This is a genomic window from Desulfuromonas sp. TF (assembly GCF_000472285.1).
Taxonomy (GTDB): Bacteria; Desulfobacterota; Desulfuromonadia; order Desulfuromonadales; family ATBO01; genus ATBO01.
The window spans coordinates 110,442-129,296 of the sequence record NZ_KI421426.1 but is presented as its reverse complement, the minus strand read 5'-3'; the positions used below and the strand labels follow the sequence as shown (position 1 = coordinate 129,296).

Genomic DNA, 18,855 nt, shown 5'->3' with positions numbered 1-18,855 from the left:
TCGGGGTTCTGACTCAAGTATAGCACCCGTTCTGGGACGGAGACGGCGGGGAGTTTCCCTCGAAATGGATCAAAGGTCTTCGCCGTCCGGCTCTTCGGCGAATATCAGCAGGTAGCCGTCGGGATCATGAAGCCAGAGCTCGCGGCGGCCGAACTCCTCATCTTCCAGTTCATACAGAACGTGGAGTCCACGGCGGTCGATGCTCTTCGCCAGGGGGGCGAGCGCCTTCAGGGAGAATTCAAGAGTCACCCCCACCCCCTTAGGGTGGCGGTCGAGGTTCTGAAAAAGGGCCGGATGTGTCGCCTCCAGAGTCTCCGACTCCCGGAACAGGACTGAGGCGTCGCCGCAGGAGAGAAACAGAACGGCAGGATGTCCCGGCACCGGGATAAGGCGCTCGATCGTCATCTGCAGGATGTCGCCATAGAATTCGGCGGTAAGATCCAGGTCGCGAACGGCCAGCGTCAGAGTCAGGTTCATGGCAAAAATCTCCTTTACGGTTTCTTAACATCCATGCAGCCTCCTGACAAGGACAATGGATGCGGGAAAGTTGATGGCGGCATCCTCTGAGTTTTTGCGAGTGCGGGAAAGTTGACTCCAGTTTGAGGGCGTGATTTAATCATGCTGATTGTTGGGAGACAAGGATGATGGCGTCGCAAAAAGTCCGCCCTACGGCGTTACGGCGTTTTTTCAGGACCTCGACATACCTGATGTATGCCTTCGCTCTTGAAAAAACACCAGGCCTTGTAGGACGAAATTTTTGCTTAGCCATTCTATGAGTTTTTGCAAAGGCATTAAGGATGATTACGGCTTATCTGGCCCTGGGTTCCAATCTCGGAGACCGTGAGGAAATCCTCAAGGGAGCGCGCCGAACTCTGAGTGCCGCTCCGGGTGTCCGGGTGACGGCCTGGTCCCCCCTTTACCTGACCGAACCGGTGGGAGGCCCGGAGGGCCAGGGCCTTTATCTGAATGCTGTTCTCGAGGTGGAAACGGAACTGTCTGCCCAAGATTTGCTGCAGCGCTGCCTGGAGGTGGAAAGATGCTTCGATCGGCAGCGGGAGGAGCGGTGGAGCGCCCGGACCCTGGATGTCGATCTCCTCTTCTGGGGAGAGGAGACGCGCTGCGAACCGGACCTCGTCATTCCCCATCCGCGAATGCATTTAAGGCAGTTCGTTCTGACGCCGCTGCGGGACCTCGCCCCGAACCTGCTTCATCCCCTGCTGGGACGGACCGTATGCGAGCTTCTGGCCGACCTGCCTCCGGGTGACGGCGTGACCCGATTTCTCGAGAACTGGTGAACCGATGATCCGTCTGCTTCTTCTGGCTCTTCTTTTCTTTCTGGCCTACACCGCCTATAATGCCTTCGTCCGCTCCCTCCCCGGCCGGAAGACTCTGCCCAAAGACAAATCCCGCGAGGGAGAGGAAATGGTCCGTGATTCACAGTGCGGCACCTTTGTGCCCCGCAGCATGGCGCTGGAGAAGTCAATCAAAGGGGAAAAGCACTTTTTCTGCTCGGCCAAGTGCCGGGATATTTTCACTGGAAAAAAGGGATGATTTCATAAAAATCAAATGAAGCTTAAATCTTTTGGGTTCGATCAACAATCCCGGTAAAGGAGCACCACATGAAATTCTTCATCGACACCGCCGAAGTTTCTGAAATCCGCAAGGCCAACGCTCTGGGCCTGGTGGACGGCGTCACCACCAACCCCTCGCTGATCGCCAAAAGCGGCCGCGATTTCAGGGAAGTCCTCAATGAGATCACCGAGATCATCGATGGACCCATTTCGGCCGAGGTGATTTCCCTCAATGCCGAGGAGATGGTCAGGGAAGGGCAGGAGCTGGCCAAGATCAATCCGAAGAATATCGTCATCAAGGTGCCGATGACCGACGAAGGGCTCAAGGCGGTGCATGTCTTTTCCCGGGAAGGAATCAAGACCAATGTCACCTTGATCTTCTCCCCTCTCCAGGCATTGCTTGCCGCCAAGGCCGGTGCGACTTACGTCTCTCCTTTTATTGGCCGACTGGACGACATCGGCCATTCCGGTATGGAGGGGGTCGAGCAGATCCGCACCATCTTCGACAATTACGGCTACGAGACAGAAATCATCGTGGCTTCGGTGCGCAGCCCCTTGCATGTACTCAATGCGGCACTGATCGCCGCCGACATCTGCACCATTCCCTTTTCGGTGATGATGCAGCTGGAAAAACATCCTCTGACCGATATTGGTATCGAAAAATTTCTGGCAGATTGGGAGAAGGTAAACAAAGGATAAAATGAATGCGTCGGGCGTTGCCCGCCGCCGAAAAATTAGCGAGATCCGTGGCCTGGCCGGCCCCCTCTGTTACAATTCTACGGAGAAGTCGGCCAGGCCTTTTTATTTTTTAAGCGACGGTTTTTTACGTGTAGTGACGGTAAAAAATATTGGTAAGGCCACTTGACAATGGACACGCATATCGCTAACGTATACGGGATATTCAAGAGATAAAGTCCAGATATTAAGCTTGAAATTCAGGACGATTGTTTTGGTAGGGCCAAATCGCCATTATCTTCATTCTGTTTTAGTCATGATAAAAACCAGGGGGCTCTATGTTTTTCCGCCGAAAAAGGCGGGTCGTGACCAATGCGCGGCTTTGACCGATTTTAACTGGTTCCGCTAACCGCATGAAGAAAGGCAGCTTTTCGGGTCATAGCCCTTTGGCACCCCGATTGCTATTGGAAATACGGTTCTGGGATGTGAGCGGTCAGGGCGGCTGCAGAGAATCGTTCCCGGGACATATCAATCATTCCAGTTGACGAGGAGACGATGAACATTCACGAGTACCAGGCCAAGGAGATTCTCAGAAAGTACGGAGTGGCCGTTCCCGACGGCCATGTCTGCTACAACAGCGCCAGCGCCCGCGACTGGGCCAAGCGCATCGGCGAGGGGCCCTGGGTCGTAAAGGCACAGATCCATGCCGGCGGTCGAGGCAAGGGGGGCGGGGTGAAGCTCGCCAGGACCCCTGACCAGGTGCGGGATTTCGCCCGCGAGATGATCGGCATGACCCTTGTCACCCATCAGACCGGCCCCGAGGGAAAGCTGGTCAAGCGCGTTCTGGTGGAGAAGGGGTGCAACATCGCCAACGAACTCTACATCAGTTTGCTGGTCGACCGCGCCACCTCCAAAGTCACCCTGATGGCCTCCACTGAAGGGGGAATGGACATCGAGGAGGTCGCCGAAAAAACCCCGGAGAAGATCCTCAAGGAGCCGATCGACCCTCTGGTCGGCCTCCTCCCCTTCCAGTGCCGAAAGCTCGCCTTCAAGCTCGGCCTCGAAGGTAAGCAGGTGGGGCAGGCGGTCAAGTTGCTCATCGGCCTCTACGAAGCTTTCGTCGGTTACGATTGCTCCCTGCTTGAGATCAATCCCCTTGTGGTCACCGCCGAAGGGGACCTGCTGGCCATCGATGCCAAGCTCAACTTCGACGACAACGCCCTCTTCCGCCACCGGCTGATCCGCGACATGCGCGACTATGACGAAGAGGACCACAACGAGATCGAAGCCTCCCAATACGACCTTTCCTATATCGCTCTCGACGGCAACATCGGCTGTCTCGTCAACGGCGCCGGTCTGGCCATGGCCACCATGGACATCATCAAGCACTGCGGCGGCAAGCCGGCCAACTTTCTCGACGTCGGTGGCGGTGCCACCATCGAGCGGGTCACCGAGGCCTTCAAAATAATACTCTCCGATGAAAAGGTCGAAGGGATTCTGGTCAATATCTTCGGCGGCATCATGAAGTGCGATGTCATCGCCACGGGGGTCATCGAAGCAGCCCGGCAGGTTGGCCTCGAAGTGCCGCTGGTGGTGCGCCTTGAGGGGACCAACGTCGAGAAGGGGAAGAAGATGCTGGCCGAGAGCGGCCTCAACATCGTCGCCGCCGACGGCATGGCCGACGCGGCGCAAAAAATCGTCAGAGCTGTTCAGAATCAGGAGAAAGGATAAAGGTGAAAGGAAAAAGGTAAGCCATCGATGCATTGCCTAGAGCCTTTAACCTTTTGCCTTTAACCTTTTTTTGAGGGAGAACATCAATGAGCATTCTCGTCAATAAAGATACGAAAGTCATCACTCAGGGGATCACCGGCGCCACCGGACTCTTCCACGCCCAGGGGGCAAGGGACTACGGCACGCAGATGGTCGGCGGAGTGACTCCCGGCAAGGGGGGCACCACCATCGACGGTTTTCCCGTCTTCGACACCGTCGAGGACGCCGTCCGGGAGACCGGCGCCGACGCCTCGGTCATCTACGTTCCGCCCCCCTATGCCGCCGACGCCATCATGGAGGCGGTCGACGCCGGCATCGAGCTGATCTGCTGCATCACCGAGGGGATACCGGTTCTCGACATGGTCAAGGTCAAGCATTTCATGAAAGGCAAAAAGAGCCGCCTGATCGGTCCCAACTGTCCCGGGGTGATCACTCCCGGGGAGTGCAAGATCGGCATCATGCCCGGCTACATCCACAAGCCGGGGAAAGTGGGGATCATCTCGCGCAGCGGCACCCTGACCTACGAGGCGGTCTGGCAGCTCACCACCCGCGGCATCGGGCAGTCGACCTGCGTCGGTATCGGGGGGGATCCGGTCAACGGAACCAACTTCATCGACTGCCTCGATCTATTCGAGAAGGACCCGGGGACCGAGGCGGTGATCATGATCGGCGAGATCGGCGGGACGGCCGAGGAAGAGGCCGGCTGCTATGCCAAGGAGCACATGAGCAAACCGGTGGCGGCGTTCATCGCCGGGCGCACTGCTCCCCCCGGCAAGCGCATGGGTCATGCCGGCGCGATCATTTCGGGCGGCAAGGGGACCGCGGCAGAGAAGGTGGCCGCCCTCGAGGAGTGCGGCATCAGCGTCGCCGCCAGTCCCGCGGAAATGGCGGAAGCCCTGTTGAAAATTTACACCCCCTGATTCCGTCAGCACCGGGCGGATCTGTTCTCTCTCCCGAAGGGCCTGAATTGAAGGCCCTTCGGGGTTCATAAAGTCGGTAGGATCCCCCTTCCGTTTTCCAGGATCATTCTTTTCCCCGCCAGAGCCGCTTCAGCCATGGCCTGAATGACTGTTCTGCCCCTGCCGCTGGTAATCGTCGCGCCGGTCAGGGGGTGGACGATCAGAAATTCGAAGCGTCCGTCCATTGCTCTGCCGCCGTATCGGTAGGGGAGTCCGAGACGGGAGAGTTCGTGCCACGCCATGGTGATGTCCTCCTCGGAATGTCCCTCGATTCCATTACCCACTCCTTCCCCGAGCTTTTTCATTCTTGCTCCTTTCGATCACGATGTCTCCGTGATAGACCCTGATTCCCGGCCCGTGTCGCATGAGGTAAAAAAGTACCTTTGTGGTTTATTCTATCCCATTATTTCGTCAGCGCAAGTAATCCCAGGCAATGTGTTCGCATCCCGCTCCACCGGAAGGTGAGTGCCGTTGCTGTTGACTTGGCGATCCGCTCCCTTTATCATGAGAAAATATGTTGAGGCCGGTGGCCAATGCCGTGCCGGGAGTGTGCCGTTTTTACTTTCTGACAAGGACATGCACCATAAATGGCTATTCTGCGCATACTTCACTACCCTGAGCCGATTCTGAAGAAAAAGTCGGCGCCGGTGACCCGTTTCGATGAGGAACTCAAGAAGCTGGCTGACGATATGGCGGAGACCATGTACGCGGCGCCAGGTGTGGGTCTTGCTGCGCCCCAGGTGGGGATTTCACAGCGGATGGTGGTGATCGACTGCTCTCCCAAGGGTGAAGAGCCCCGCCTTATGAAGATCGTCAATCCCGAGATCGTGGCCCGGGAGGGAGAGGTCTTCGAGGAGGAGGGGTGCCTGTCGGTTCCCGCCTATTATGCGAAGGTTCCGCGCAGCGCGCGGGTCACGGTGCGCCACCAGGATCTGGACGGGAAAACGGTGGAGCTGGAGGCTGAAGGGCTTCTGGCCATTGCTTTCCAGCACGAGATTGACCATCTGGACGGTATACTCTTCATCGATCATCTCTCTCCCCTGAAGAAGTCGATCTTCCGCAAAAAATACAAAAAGCTCATGGACCAGCAGCAGGAGCAGATGTGATCGCGCCGAAAGAGATCCGCACCGTCTTCATGGGGACCCCGGAGTTCGCCCTTCCCACCCTGGAGGGCCTGATCGAGTCAGGGGTTGACCTGCAGGCCGTCTACACCCAGCCCGATCGTCCCAAGGGACGGGGGAAGCAGGTGGCCCTGCCGCCAGTAAAGATTCTGGCGCAGAGCCGCGGCATTCCCGTGCACCAGCCCCTCAAACTGCGCGATCCCGCCGTTGTCGCGGAGCTGAAGAGAATTTCCCCCGATCTGATTGTGGTGGTGGCCTACGGACAGATCCTTCCCAAAAGCGTGCTGGAGATTCCCCGCTACGGCTGCATCAATGTCCATGCCTCCCTCCTCCCCCGCTATCGGGGAGCGGCCCCGATCAACAAGGCAGTGATGGACGGGGAAGAAGTGACGGGGGTCACCACCATGCTCATGGACGTGGGGCTCGATACAGGCGACATGCTGATCAGGCATTCGACTCCCATCGGTTTCGAAGAGACGGCGGGAGAACTGCATGACCGCCTGTCCCTTCTCGGGCGCCAGGCGATGGAGGAGACTCTGGCCCGGTTGTGCGCCGGCACTCTCGAAGCCGAGCCGCAGGATGACGCCCGGAGCTGCTATGCTCCGATGCTGAAGAAAGAGGACGGGCGCATAGACTGGAACAAAAGCGCCGGCGAAATCCACAATCTGGTGAGAGGGCTCGATCCCTGGCCGGGCGCCTACACGCATCTGGGTGGAGAGGTGCTCAAAATCGCCCGCACTCTCCCCGAGCCGGGAGAGGGAGAGGCCGGGACGCTCCTTTCGGCCGGACCCGAGGGGGTCTGCATCGCCTGCGGCGAAGGGGTCCTGCGGGTGCGTGAGCTGCAGCTCCCCGGAAAGAGGCGCCTGCCTGCCTCCGAATTTCTCCGTGGTCGACCTCTGTCCCCCGGAACGCGCCTGGAGTCATGATGTCGTCTGCTTCTTCCGAAGAGAAATATCAGCCGCGCAAGCGGCTTTTTATCGGCCTGCTGTCCGCCGCCTGCACCCTGGTGCTGGTTCTGGCCTTTCTGCTGTGGTGGGTTCCCAGCGTCGGTCTCAACACCATTCACCCCCTCCTGCCGGTGATCTTCGGGGTGGTTCTGGCCGGACTCTCTCTGGTCGTCGTCGGCGGCCTTCTGGTCCTCATCCTTACCCTGGCCAGCGGCAGGGATCTCTTTTTTTCGCAGCGGCTTCGGGGGATCGTCATCCGCTACCTGTTTCCGGCCATCATCGGCATAGGAAGGCTGGTGGGGGTCAACCGCGATACCCTGCAGCAGTCTTTCATCGCCCTGAACAACCAGCTGGTTGCCGCGAAAAAACTCAGGGTCTCCCCCAAGAAAGCCCTGATCCTCCTCCCTCACTGCATCCAGCTTTTCGACTGCGCCATCAAGATCACCGGTGACGTGGACAAGTGCGTCCGGTGCGGCCAGTGCGATATCAGCGGGCTGGCGGAGCTCGCCAGAGACCGCGGCATCGACATCGCCGTGGCCACGGGCGGCACCCTGGCGCGCAAGATCATCGTAGAGAAGCGCCCGGGGATCATCATTGCCGTGGCCTGCGAGCGGGATCTCACCTCGGGGATTCGGGATGCCTATCCCCTGCCGGTGATCGGCATTCTCAACCACCGGCCGCACGGCCCCTGCTTCAACACGCACATCATCCTCGCCGAAGTGGAGAGGGCGTTGAACGATTACGTCATCGCCTGATTCCCTTGATTTTCCACCGGCCGCTCTTTATATTGATGTATAAGGTCCGGCTTCCGCCGGTTCAGACTTCATTTATAAACAAGGGGATTTTTCAACTATGAACACTCTGCGAACCGTATTTCTGATGACCCTCCTCACTCTGGTCCTGGTCGGAGCCGGCGGGGCTCTTGGAGGCCGCGGAGGAGCTCTCATCGCCTTGATCATGGCCGGCGTCATGAATCTCGGCTCCTACTGGTTTTCCGACAAGATCGTGATCAAGATGTACAGGGGCCGGGAGGTGACGGAGGGAGCCCTCTACGATGTGGTTCGGGAACTGTGCCTGCGAGGCGGCCTGCCGATGCCCAAGGTCTACATCCTTCCCCAGCCGACACCGAACGCCTTTGCCACCGGCCGCAACCCGAAACATGCGGCCGTAGCCGCAACGGAAGGAATACTCCAGATCCTGAGTCGCGAAGAGCTGATGGGAGTCATGGCCCACGAAATGAGCCACGTCGGCAACCGCGACATCCTCATCGGCTCCATCGCCGCCACCATTGCCGGCGCCATCTCCTACATGGCGCATATGGCTCAGTGGGCGATGATCTTCGGCGGCAGGGACGACGAGGACAGCAACCCGATCGCCATGATCGCCATGATGATCCTGGCGCCCATTGCCGCCATGCTGGTGCAGATGGCCATCTCCCGCTCCCGCGAATACGAGGCGGACAAAGGGGGGGCAAAGCTCTGCGGCAACCCCTTCTATCTGGCCAGCGCCCTGCGCAAGCTGGAAGCAGCCAATAGTCGGAGCCCGATGCCGAAGGTGAATGAGGCGACCGCCCACATGTTCATCGTCAATCCCCTGCGGGGCAAGGGCGGCCTTAAATCGCTCTTCTCCACCCATCCGCCGGTGGAGGAACGAGTCCGCCGGCTGGAGAGCATGACGATCGGATAGGGCAGGTTAAAGGTACGGGCCCAACCCGGCCGCTTCCAAAGGATTTCCATTGAAAATTTCCGACCCGCGCCAGGTCGCTTTTGCTGTTCTCTGCCGGGTGGAGGAGGGGGCTTTTGCCGACCTGACCCTCGATACGGCCCTGTCCAGGGCGCCGTCCATGGACCCCCGGGACCGGGGCCTGGCCACCGAGCTGGTCTACGGGGTGCTGCGCCAGCGGGGGCGGATCGATTTCGCCCTCTCCCGGTTCTGCCTCAAGCCGCTGGCGAAGGTCGAACCCAGGGTTCTCATCCTGCTTCGCCTCGGGGCCTATCAGGTCCTTTCTCTCGATCGGGTGCCGGACAGCGCCGCCGTCGATGAGACGGTCAAACTGGCCCGCCAGGAAGGATTGGCGCGGGCCACCGGCTTTATCAACGGCATCCTGCGCTCCCTGGTGCGCGGCCGAAACGAGATCGCTTGGCCCGATCCAGACGCTTCTCCCCGGGAATATCTGGAACACGTCCTTTCCCTGCCCAGGTGGCTGGCCAGGGAGTGGCTGGAGGAGATGGGAAGGGAGTCCGCCCTGGCCGTGGCTGAAGCACTCTGTGCGGCTCCTCCTTTTACTCTGCGGGTCAATACCCTGAAAATCAGCCGGGAAGAATACCTGGGGCGCCTCCGCGAGGTGGGGCATCAGGCCGTTCCCACCCTCTATGCTCCCGAAGGGGTCGTCCTCACCGGCAGAGGCGGGGGGCCCCTCCCCGGGGCGGCCGAGGGCTGGTATCAGGTGCAGGACGAGGCGAGCATGCTCATCGCTCACCTGCTGGCCCCGCAGAAGGGAGAGAAACTCCTGGACGCCTGCGCCGCTCCCGGGGGCAAGACGACACATATCGCAGCTCTGGTGCAGAACGAAGCCTCAGTGCTGGCCCTCGATCTCCACCCCCAGAGGGTTCGGCTGATCGATGAAGGAGCCGAGCGTCTCGGCTGCGAACAGATCGATGCCCGCCCCTGGGATCTGACCCGACCTCCCGATTTCCTGCAGCCGGATTCTTTCGACCGGGTGCTGGTGGATGCCCCCTGCAGCGGCCTGGGGGTGCTGCGGCGCAACCCCGAAATACGCTGGCGGCGGACGAAAGACGAAATCCGTCGGATGGCAGCTCTGCAGAAAATCATCCTGGAAAATGTCGCCCCCCTGGTTCGCCCGGGCGGCGTCCTGCTCTACTCCCTGTGCACCCTGACGCCGGAGGAGACGACCGGAGTCGTCGAAGCATTCCTGAGGAAGCACGACGATTTCACTCCCGAGGATCTCCGCTCCGACTTTCCCCATTGGCGGGAACTTTTTGACGGGCAGGGCGCCCTGCGTACTTTTCCTCACCACCACGGTGGCATGGATGCCTTTTTCGCCTGCCGTTTCAGGCGGCGGGATTGAACAATAAATCATAGGAGCCAGCCCATGATCAAGATCGCCCCCTCCATCCTGTCGGCGGATTTCTCCCGCCTCGGAGATGAAATCCGCGCCATCGAAAGAGGCGGAGCCGACTATGTTCACATCGACGTCATGGACGGCCACTTCGTCCCCAACATCACCATCGGTCCCCTGGTGGTCGACGCCGTGCGGCGGGTGACGGATCTGCCCCTCGACGTCCACCTCATGATCGAGAATCCGGACCGATACATCCCCGATTTCGTCAAAGCGGGCGCCGACATCGTCACCGTTCACCAGGAAGCCGTCCCCCACCTGCACCGCACGGTTCAGTTGATCCGCAGTCTGGGCAAAAGAGCCGGAGTCTCCATCAATCCCGCCACACCGGTTTCCACCCTGGACGTTATTCTGGAAGAACTGGACCTGGTTCTGATCATGAGCGTCAACCCGGGTTTCGGCGGGCAGGGGTTCATCCCCGCCTGTCTGCCAAAAATCGAGGAACTGCGCCGCCAGATCGACCGGCGCGGACTGCCGGTGGAACTGGAGGTTGACGGAGGGGTGAAGACCGACAACATCGGCCTGATCGCCGGTGCCGGAGCCGATGTCTTTGTCGCCGGCAGCGCCGTTTTCGGCGAGGCCGATTACGCCGCCACTATTGCAAGACTCAAAGAGAATGCCGTCAGCATAAAGGTGTGATGCTCGATCTTGCTTTCGTCAAAACCGCCCTCACCCGAAATCCCGCCCGCGGTATCGCCCTGGGCGAGCTTCGACCCGCCGCCGTTCTGGTCCCGCTCTTTATCAGGGACGGAGAGGACCATCTTCTCTTCACCCGCCGGACCGAACTGATGAAGCACCACCGGGGAGAAATCTCCTTCCCCGGCGGGGGACGTCATGCCGAAGATGCCGACCTGCTCCAGACCGCACTGAGGGAGACAGAGGAGGAAATGGGCATCCGCCCGGCCGATATCACCGTTCTCGGGCAACTGGACGATTTCGTCTCCATCGCCGGTTACCGGGTCACTCCCTTCGTGGGGGCCTTTCCCTATCCCTATTCCTGCCGCGTCAACGCAGCGGAGATTGCCGAAGTCATCGAAGCACCCCTGTCCGTCCTGCGCGACCCGGCCATCTGGCGCAAGGAAAACTGGCGCCACAGGGGCCGGGTCCACCCGGTTCATTTCTACACCGTGGCTGGGCATGAGATCTGGGGGTTGACCGCGGCCATCCTCAGGCAGTTTCTCAAGCGTATCGGTTATATCTGATTTCAGCGGGAAATCCCCGCCGAAACTTGCATGTGGCCTTTCCAGCCGGTAAGCTTTAAAGGCTTATCTCACCGATTCAAGAGGCCTTCTATGATTTCTTTTCGCAATCTCGGACTGCTCGCCAAGGTCAATATCATCGTTGCGGGCATCCTGCTCTCTTTCTTTGCCCTTTCCACATTTCTCAACTACCATCAGCAGAAGGCCTTCATTCTCGAAGAATCGGTGGAAAAGGCGCGGATCATAGCCTCCGAGGCCATCCAGGCCAGGGAATACCTTTCCAGACAGCTGCAGATCGGCGATGTGGAGCTTTCCCACGGCCGCTACGGGCTGATTCCCGTGGTGGCCTCCACCCGCATCGGCGAACTGGTGGCCGAAGACCTCGACTACCGCATCCGCCAGATCTCCGACCGCTATCGCAATCCGAAGAATGCTCCGGACGTTTTCGAGGCGGCAATGCTGCAGAGGTTTTACGGCAGTCCCTACCTGAGAGAAGCCTTCCAGATCTCCACACTGCAGGGGGAACGGGTATTTCGTTATCTGCAGCCCTTCCGGGCCGAGGAGAGCTGCCTGGAGTGTCACGGCGACCCCGCCGCCGCACCGGACTACATTAAGGAGCTTTTTCCCCAGGATAGGGATCAGGCCTACAACTACCGGATCGGGGAGATCATCGGGGCCGCTTCGGTGACCATCCCCATGGACAAGCTCTCTCGGCAGATCTATGCCAACCTGCGCAACGATATCCTCTATACGGGAGGTATTTTCCTCGCCCTGATCACCTGCCTCGGGCTGCTGACCCGGATCGCCATCACCCAGCCACTGAACCAGTTGGGCGGTGCAGTCCGCGAGGTCATGCACACCGGCAGGTTCGAGGAAAAAATCCCCAGGCGCGGCGGTGACGAAATCGGAATCCTGATCGACGGTTTCAACGAGATGATCGATAACCTTCAGGAGAAGACCGAACATCTCGAAGAGTCGGAAAAGCGCTTCCGGCTCCTGACCGAAACGGCCCGCGACGGGATCGTCGCCTTTCTGAGCAACGGCCAGATCATCATGTTCAATCGCCAGGCAGAACGGATGTTCGGCTTCAGCAAGATGGAAATTATCGGCGTTTCCATAGAACGCCTGATCCATGAAGACTGCGCATCCATTCGCGAAGTTTCCATCGAAAGTTACCTCGAGAAAAACGCCGCAGAGCTGATGCGCAAGATCCACAAGATACCGGGCCGGCGGCGCGACGGCGCTCGCTTCGATCTGGAGCTGTCCATGTCAGTGGCCGAATCTGACGGTCATCTCTTCTATACGGCGATTCTCAGGGAAAGGGAACAGAGCTGAACGCCCTATATCTATGGGGAACTCTTGGCTGAGTCCCACCGGCACAGCCTTCCCCTCGGAGGATGACTTGACGGGTCGAAAAACAGGCATATAGTGAGGTTGTAAAAAGATTGTTGTCCCGATAAAGCCAAACCTGCCGTGAGGCGGGGCCGGAAAGCCACGGGTCTCAGAAGACGAAGACGGCCGAGCTGCCGAAGGATGAAGAATCCTGAACGGTGGCCCGGTCTTTGTTTTTGGGAAGTTCCACACGATACCCTCCCCGTGGGGGACTGACCTCGTGGCGAGTTAAAGGAAAAGGAGACCATGCCATGCCAACGATCACGACCAAGGACGGTTCTCATATCTATTACAAGGACTGGGGGACGGGACAGCCCGTCGTCTTCAGCCATGGATGGCCGCTCTCGGCGGACGCCTGGGAAGACCAGATGTTCTTTCTCGCCTCGCGCGGATATCGCTGCATCGCCCATGACCGCCGCGGCCATGGGCGGTCGAGTCAACCCTGGAACGGCAACGACATGGACACATATGCCGATGACCTCGCAGAACTCGTCGAAACGCTCGACTTGAAGAACGCCATTCATGTCGGCCACTCCACAGGCGGCGGCGAAGTGGCCCGCTACATCGGCCGCCACGGCACGAAGCGTGCGGCCAAGGCCGTGCTGATCGGCGCAGTGCCGCCGCTGATGCTGAAGACAGCCGCCAATCCGGGCGGCTTGCCGATGGAAGTCTTCGATGAGATCCGCGCCAATGTCCTTGCCGACCGCTCGAAATTCTTCAAGGATCTGAGCATCCCCTTCTACGGCTACAACCGGCCTGGAGCCAAGATCTCGGAAGGAGTACGGGAGTTCTTCTGGCTCCAGGGGATGATGGCCGGCTTCCCGGCAGCTTACTTTTGCATCAAGGCCTTTTCGGAGACGGATCAGACCGAGGATCTGAAGAAAATCGACGTGCCGACCCTGATAATTCATGGCGACGACGACCAGATCGTGCCGATCGCTGACTCGGCTATGCTGTCCGCCAAGCTGGTCAGGAACGCGCAGCTCAAGGTCTACAAGGGCGGGTCGCACGGCCTGTGTACCACCCAGAAGGACGCGGTCAACGCCGAACTGCTGGCGTTCTTCAAGGGATAGGTGACCAGGAGAAAGGTCTCGTCCCCAAGGCATGGAGGAAGTGGAATTCCCTCTTTTCGACCTTACCCAAGCTAAGAGGAGACACACCATGAAATCGGTTCAAATCGCTAGCGCCATCATGGCAGTCTTTGTTTTCGCTCTGGCCTCGGCGGCCTTTGCGGCCCCCAAGGCCGCCCCGACCCCGGGAAAAAGTCTGCTTGACCCGACTAACCACATCCTGATCCTGATCGACCACCAGCCGCAGATGGCTTTTGCCACCAAGTCCATCGACATTGTGGAACTGCGCAACAACGTCACAGGCCTGGCCAAGGCAGCCAAGGCTTTCAAGGTACCGACCATCCTCACCACAGTGGCGGAAAAATCCTTTTCCGGCCCGATGTTTCCCGAGCTCAAAGCCGTCTTCCCCGAACAGAACCCCATCGACCGCACCACGATGAACACCTGGGAGGACAAGCGAATCACTGATAAAGTCAACGAGTTCGGGCGAGGCAAGGTAGTGATTGCCGCCCTCTGGACGGAGGTATGCGGGGTCGGCCCGGTCTTGTCGGCTCTTGACCAGGGGTTCGAAGTCTATTTCGTCACCGACGCCTCGGGCGGCGTGAGCGACGACGCGCACAACATGGCCGTGAAGCGCATGGCCCAGGCCGGGGCGCATCCCATCACTTGGCTGCAGTATCTGCTGGAGCTGCAGCGCGACTGGGCGCGCGGCGAAACCTACGACGTTGTCACCGGCATCGCCAAGGAGCAAGGCGGCGGCTACGGCTTGGGGATCATCTACGCCAAGGAGATGTTCAAGGCCAGCGAAGGCACCCATAAATAGCCCCGGCGCATCGTCGGGTCGAAGGAGCCGCCATTTATGAGGACCTCTGTTGTATTCAGGCCGATTGGGCTTCCCCGGAGGGTCCCGTCATGATAAGGAAAATGACTTACGAAAAAAAAGGGTGGTTCGCGTTAGTCGCATTGATTCTGTCGGCAATGGTGCGGGTGCTATGGCCGCATCCGGCGAACGCGACCGAGGCGAACCTGATCGTCTTCAACGCCAAAATCACCACCCAGGACGCGAAAAATCCCAGTCCCACGGCGTTGGCCGTCAAGGATGGGAAGTTCCTCGCCGTCGGCACGGATGAAGAAACCAAAAAGCTGAGAGGAAAAGAAACCCGGGTTCTGGACGCCGGAGGACGGCGGCTGATCCCCGGCCTCAACGACTCGCACGGCCACTACGTGCGCGGTGGCCGTTTCTACAACAGCGAGGTGCGCTGGGACGGAGTGCCGTCGCTGCAAATCGCTTTGAACATGATCCGGGAGCAGGCCGATCGGACCCCGGAAGGCAATTGGGTGCGGGTGATCGGTGGCTGGAGCCCCTTCCAGTTCGAAGAGAAGCGGATGCCGACCCCGACGGAGTTAAACCAGGCCGCCCCTGATACTCCGGTCTTCATCCTATACCTCTACAGCATGGGCTTTCTCAACGAGGCCGGGCTCAAGGCCCTCGGCGTCACGGTGGAGAACGCCCAGGAAAAAGCCCCACCGGGCGGCCGCTACGAGGTGGTCGATGGCCGACTCACCGGGCGGCTGCTGGCCGAGCCCGACCCGACCATCCTTTACAAGACCATTGGCAGCCTCCCGCCGTTGTCAGCGGAAGACCAGCTCAATTCCACCCGGCATTTCTTCCGCGAACTCAACCGCTTCGGGATGACTTCGGCGGTCGATGCCGGAGGCGGCGGACACAAGTATCCCGTCGACTACACTGGCACCGCCCTCCTGGCCGGGAGTCCTGACCTGCCGCTGCGCATCTCCTACTACCTCTTTCCACAGCAGAAAGGCAACGAGTACCGCGAATTCGTTGAGTGGATGGCGAACCACGGCCTGTTTCACGACGGCGCCCTGCATCTCGACCACGGCTACGAACTGGAAGGAGCCGGGGAGTTCCTCGTCTGGTCGGCGGGGGATTTCGAGAACTTCACCGCGGACCGGCCGGACCTCACCCGCCGCGAGCGGTGGCGCGAAGACCTGAAAAGGGTCGCCCAACTGTTGGTCGAAAGAGGGTGGCCGCTGCGCATCCACGCCACCTACGACGAATCGATCGGTCACATCCTCGACGTCTTCGAAGAGGTCGACCGCGAGGAGCGCGCGGCCGGACGTAAGGGCTTTGTCGGCATCCGCTGGGCCGTCGACCATGCCGAAACCCTGAAGCAGGCCAATCTGGAGCGGATCAAGAAGCTCGGCGGAGGAGTGGCCATCCAGAATCGCATGGCCTTCGCCGGGGAGTATTTCATTGAGCGTTACGGCGCCGGGGTGGCCGATCACGCCCCGCCGGTCAGGGCCTTGCTCGATGCCGGAATTCCGGTCGGCGCCGGCAGCGACGCCACCCGGGTTTCGACCTACAACCCGTGGATCTCCCTCTATTGGCTGGTCACCGGCCGGTCGGTGGGAGGCACTCCCTTGCTCTCGGCGGAAAACCGGCTGAGCCGGGAGGAGGCCCTGGAACTCTACACGATCGGCAGCGCCTGGTTCTCGCAGGAGGAGGGCGTCAAGGGACGTATCGCCCCCGGCCAGTATGCCGACTTCGCCCTGCTTAACAAGGACTACTTCGCGGTCGCAGAGGAGGAGATCCGCGGCATTGAATCGGTGCTGACCGTCACCGGCGGCGTCATCGTCTACGGCGCCGAAGAATTCGCCGGGCTTGCCCCCGAGCTGCCGCAGGTCAGCCCGGCCTGGTCGCCGGTGAAGTTGTTCGGCGGCTACTATCGGACCTCAGAGCACCGGTCCGAAAAATGAGGGATGATCCTACTCGCCATCTGCCTCGGAAAATTCCGCGGCCAGTCTCGCGGGACTGCGCCAAGGACTGGCTTCTGGCGATTCTTTGCGTCCTCCTGCTTTACCCGGTGCCGGCTCGCTGCCAATACGAGTTTCAGAAACTTCGATACGAGGAGGATTGGAGGCCCAAGCAGGAAGGTTTGCCGCCCGAAGGAATCTTTGGGCCGCTCAAATTCATCCCTCTCGACCCGTCGGGACGGGCCTACCTCAGCATCGGCGGCGAAATTCGCGAGCGTTACGAGTTCACCGACGATCCCGCTTGGGGCGATGACCCCCAGGACGAGCGCGGGGTTTTTCTGCAGCGCTACATTTTGCACGGCGATCTGCACCTGGGGAAGAACATGCGACTTTTCGGCCAGCTTTTAAGCGCCCTGGAAAACGGCCGCGCCGGAGGGGGCAGCCCGGTCGACGAGAACAAGCTCACCGTTCAGAATGCCTTCGTTGACCTCGGCAACCCCGAACTTTTGGTCTTGCGGGGCGGCCGGCAGGAGGTGGTTCTCGGCTCGGAACGTCTGGTTTCCGCGCGGGAAGGGCCGAACGTGCGCCGAAAGTTCGACGGAGTCCGGGTACTGGGGAAGACGGCCGGCTGGCAATGGAGCCCGATGTGGCTGAAGCCGGCCGAGGACGACACCGGGATTCTGAACGACCAGACCGACGACAGCCGCACCCTCTGGGGACTTTATATCGTGGGAGCGCCGCTCATTCTGCCCGGGGGCTCCGTGGACCTCTATTACCTCGGTTTTCGGGACAAGGAGGCCGGGTACGAGCAGGGGGATGGGGTCGAAACCCGACACAGCGTGGGGTTGCGCTGGTGGGGCGAACAGCAGGGATGGGATTTCAACGCCGAGGGGATTTTCCAATGGGGCCGTTTCGGCAGGGGGGACATCCGTGCCTGGACTCTGGCATCCACCACCGGTTTCACCTGGCGTGACCTTCCCCTTCGCCCGCGCCTGGCCCTGAGCGCCAACATCGCCAGCGGCGATCGTGACCCCGGCGACCCGGACCTGGAGAGCTTCAATGCCCTATTCCCCCGCGGCAACTACTTCTCCGAACTGGCCTTGCTCGGACCGCGAAACTTCTTCAATGTCCACCCGTTTCTGACTCTGAACCTCCCCCATGACATCTCCCTGACCGGCGAGGTCAATTTTTACTGGCGGCAGAGTCGGAACGATGGGGTCTACGGCCCCAGCGGCAACCTGCTGCGTGCCGGCAGTGGCCATTCGGAACGGTACGTTGGTGCGGCCGCGTCTTTCAATTGCGAACGGCGGATCAATCGATGGCTTTCAACGACCCTGATCTACACCCATTTCTTCCCGGAAGCGTTCATCAAGGAGACCGGACGGTCCGAGGACATAGATTTCACCGAGTTTACTGTGATCTTTCTTTTTTGAGGATTGCTGAAGGGTCGTTGGCAGCCTTCAAGGTAGTCTGAAAGGGATTTCCTGGCCGATCCGAAAGGCCCCAACGCGCTCTCAGAGCGCGTAGTTCTTAATGGGGGGATGACTTGACTGGTCTGAAAACAGAGGCGTTGTAAGACCACCCATGGTGGACCCCTCTGTTGCCTCTGATAACTCCAGATGCAACTTATCGGGCATACCCTTGTAAGTCCTTGGAGAGAGGAACCTCTGCTGCGACGCCAGGTCTAACTTCCTGATTTCGTCATTGACATCTCGGTAGGAGATGGGTAGATTATCGCTAATTAAAGGGGAGTAGCATCCGGAACCTACCGGCCCGCGCTTCGTCAATACGGTGGCCTCGCCACCCGGACGCGGGAGCTGCGACGTAAAGTCGAGCCTTGCAAGACCTTTGTCCATGCATTCAACCATGCATCGGGTAAAGGTCTTTTCTTTTACCCGATGCGCAAATTAAACGCGGAGGTAAAAGAAATGAACCTGCTCAAGATCACCTTCCTTCTCACCTGTCTGACCCTCCTTCTCGTCGCCATGGGCAGCGCCATTGGCGGCCAGTCCGGCATGCTCATCGCATTCGGTCTGGCGTGCGGCATGAACTTCTTCTCCTACTGGTATTCGGACAAGATCATCCTCAAGATGTACAAGGCCCGGGAAGTCTCCGAAACAGAGAATCCCTCTTTTTACGGGATGGTCCGACGCCTCGCCCTGCAGGCGAACATGCCCATGCCCAAGGTCTACATCATCCCCTCGGAAGGTCCAAACGCATTCGCCACGGGACGCAAC

The 18,855-nt window shown here is 59.8% G+C and carries 19 protein-coding genes, 1 pseudogene and 1 riboswitch; of the genes and pseudogenes, 18 read left to right on the top strand and 2 right to left on the bottom strand.

Going from position 1 to position 18,855, the window contains the following annotated elements; all coding sequences use genetic code 11:
• Positions 1 to 69: 69 nt before the first annotated feature.
• Entirely contained in the window at positions 70 to 477 is a 408-nt protein-coding gene (locus DTF_RS0118665) for a VOC family protein (protein ID WP_027716555.1), read from the bottom strand.
• Positions 478 to 797: 320 nt separating this feature from the next.
• On the opposite strand from DTF_RS0118665, the gene folK reads away from it, so the two are divergent.
• From folK to sucD, 5 genes are all read left to right on the top strand, one after another.
• On the top strand, positions 798 to 1,295 hold the full coding sequence (gene folK / locus DTF_RS0118660; protein WP_226989421.1) for a 2-amino-4-hydroxy-6-hydroxymethyldihydropteridine diphosphokinase: 498 nt from the start codon (positions 798 to 800) through the stop codon (positions 1,293 to 1,295).
• Positions 1,296 to 1,299: 4 nt separating this feature from the next.
• On the top strand, positions 1,300 to 1,551 hold the full coding sequence (locus tag DTF_RS0118655; RefSeq protein ID WP_027716553.1) for a PP0621 family protein: 252 nt from the start codon (positions 1,300 to 1,302) through the stop codon (positions 1,549 to 1,551).
• A gap of 68 nt (positions 1,552 to 1,619) precedes the next feature.
• Positions 1,620 to 2,270 (top strand): fructose-6-phosphate aldolase, encoded by a 651-nt coding sequence (gene fsa, locus DTF_RS0118650; protein ID WP_027716552.1) that lies wholly within the window; start codon positions 1,620 to 1,622, stop codon positions 2,268 to 2,270.
• A gap of 531 nt (positions 2,271 to 2,801) precedes the next feature.
• Positions 2,802 to 3,977: an ADP-forming succinate--CoA ligase subunit beta gene (gene sucC / locus DTF_RS0118645; protein WP_027716551.1), complete on the top strand. Its 1,176-nt coding sequence runs from the start codon at positions 2,802 to 2,804 to the stop codon at positions 3,975 to 3,977.
• Positions 3,978 to 4,063: 86 nt separating this feature from the next.
• The gene (gene sucD, locus DTF_RS0118640; protein WP_027716550.1) at positions 4,064 to 4,936 is read left to right on the top strand and encodes a succinate--CoA ligase subunit alpha; all 873 of its coding nucleotides are present in this window, start codon (positions 4,064 to 4,066) and stop codon (positions 4,934 to 4,936) included.
• Positions 4,937 to 5,001: 65 nt separating this feature from the next.
• On the opposite strand, the gene DTF_RS0118635 is transcribed toward sucD, so the two are convergent.
• A complete protein-coding gene (locus tag DTF_RS0118635) occupies positions 5,002 to 5,280 on the bottom strand; it encodes a hypothetical protein (RefSeq protein WP_027716549.1) in 279 nt (92 codons plus the stop codon).
• 282 nt (positions 5,281 to 5,562) lie between these two features.
• Between DTF_RS0118635 and def the strand changes: the two genes are divergently transcribed.
• The 13 genes and pseudogenes from def to DTF_RS27455 form a co-directional block, all read left to right on the top strand.
• Positions 5,563 to 6,081, top strand: a complete 519-nt coding sequence (gene def, locus DTF_RS0118630) for a peptide deformylase (protein WP_027716548.1) — start codon at positions 5,563 to 5,565, stop codon at positions 6,079 to 6,081.
• A gap of 29 nt (positions 6,082 to 6,110) precedes the next feature.
• Entirely contained in the window at positions 6,111 to 7,022 is a 912-nt protein-coding gene (fmt, locus tag DTF_RS0118625) for a methionyl-tRNA formyltransferase (protein ID WP_035058218.1), read from the top strand.
• Positions 7,022 to 7,798: a DUF116 domain-containing protein gene (locus DTF_RS0118620; protein ID WP_027716546.1), complete on the top strand. Its 777-nt coding sequence runs from the start codon at positions 7,022 to 7,024 to the stop codon at positions 7,796 to 7,798. Before fmt ends, DTF_RS0118620 begins: the two co-directional genes overlap by 1 nt.
• A 97-nt stretch (positions 7,799 to 7,895) precedes the next feature.
• Positions 7,896 to 8,729 (top strand): zinc metalloprotease HtpX, encoded by an 834-nt coding sequence (gene htpX / locus DTF_RS0118615; RefSeq protein WP_027716545.1) that lies wholly within the window; start codon positions 7,896 to 7,898, stop codon positions 8,727 to 8,729.
• A gap of 49 nt (positions 8,730 to 8,778) precedes the next feature.
• The gene (rsmB, locus tag DTF_RS0118610; RefSeq protein WP_027716544.1) at positions 8,779 to 10,131 is read left to right on the top strand and encodes a 16S rRNA (cytosine(967)-C(5))-methyltransferase RsmB; all 1,353 of its coding nucleotides are present in this window, start codon (positions 8,779 to 8,781) and stop codon (positions 10,129 to 10,131) included.
• 24 nt (positions 10,132 to 10,155) lie between these two features.
• A complete protein-coding gene (rpe, locus tag DTF_RS0118605) occupies positions 10,156 to 10,821 on the top strand; it encodes a ribulose-phosphate 3-epimerase (protein WP_027716543.1) in 666 nt (221 codons plus the stop codon).
• Positions 10,821 to 11,384, top strand: coding sequence for a CoA pyrophosphatase (locus tag DTF_RS0118600; protein ID WP_035058134.1), 564 nt, complete (start codon positions 10,821 to 10,823; stop codon positions 11,382 to 11,384). The genes rpe and DTF_RS0118600 overlap by 1 nt, the downstream gene beginning before the upstream one ends.
• Positions 11,385 to 11,474: 90 nt before the next feature.
• Complete coding sequence (locus DTF_RS0118595; RefSeq protein WP_027716541.1) at positions 11,475 to 12,716, top strand: DUF3365 domain-containing protein; 1,242 nt, start codon at positions 11,475 to 11,477, stop codon at positions 12,714 to 12,716.
• A gap of 116 nt (positions 12,717 to 12,832) precedes the next feature.
• Positions 12,833 to 12,912: riboswitch (cyclic di-GMP riboswitch) on the top strand.
• A gap of 112 nt (positions 12,913 to 13,024) precedes the next feature.
• Positions 13,025 to 13,846: an alpha/beta fold hydrolase gene (locus DTF_RS0118585; RefSeq protein ID WP_027716540.1), complete on the top strand. Its 822-nt coding sequence runs from the start codon at positions 13,025 to 13,027 to the stop codon at positions 13,844 to 13,846.
• A gap of 118 nt (positions 13,847 to 13,964) precedes the next feature.
• The gene (locus DTF_RS0118580; protein WP_155890881.1) at positions 13,965 to 14,666 is read left to right on the top strand and encodes a hydrolase; all 702 of its coding nucleotides are present in this window, start codon (positions 13,965 to 13,967) and stop codon (positions 14,664 to 14,666) included.
• Between the two features lie 101 nt (positions 14,667 to 14,767).
• Positions 14,768 to 16,621 (top strand): amidohydrolase, encoded by a 1,854-nt coding sequence (locus DTF_RS24495; RefSeq protein ID WP_051361463.1) that lies wholly within the window; start codon positions 14,768 to 14,770, stop codon positions 16,619 to 16,621.
• A 179-nt stretch (positions 16,622 to 16,800) separates the two neighbouring features.
• Entirely contained in the window at positions 16,801 to 18,051 is a 1,251-nt protein-coding gene (locus DTF_RS24490; protein ID WP_162148669.1) for an alginate export family protein, read from the top strand.
• Positions 18,052 to 18,546: 495 nt separating this feature from the next.
• Positions 18,547 to 18,855, top strand: a pseudogene (locus DTF_RS27455) (protease HtpX); the annotation flags it as partial.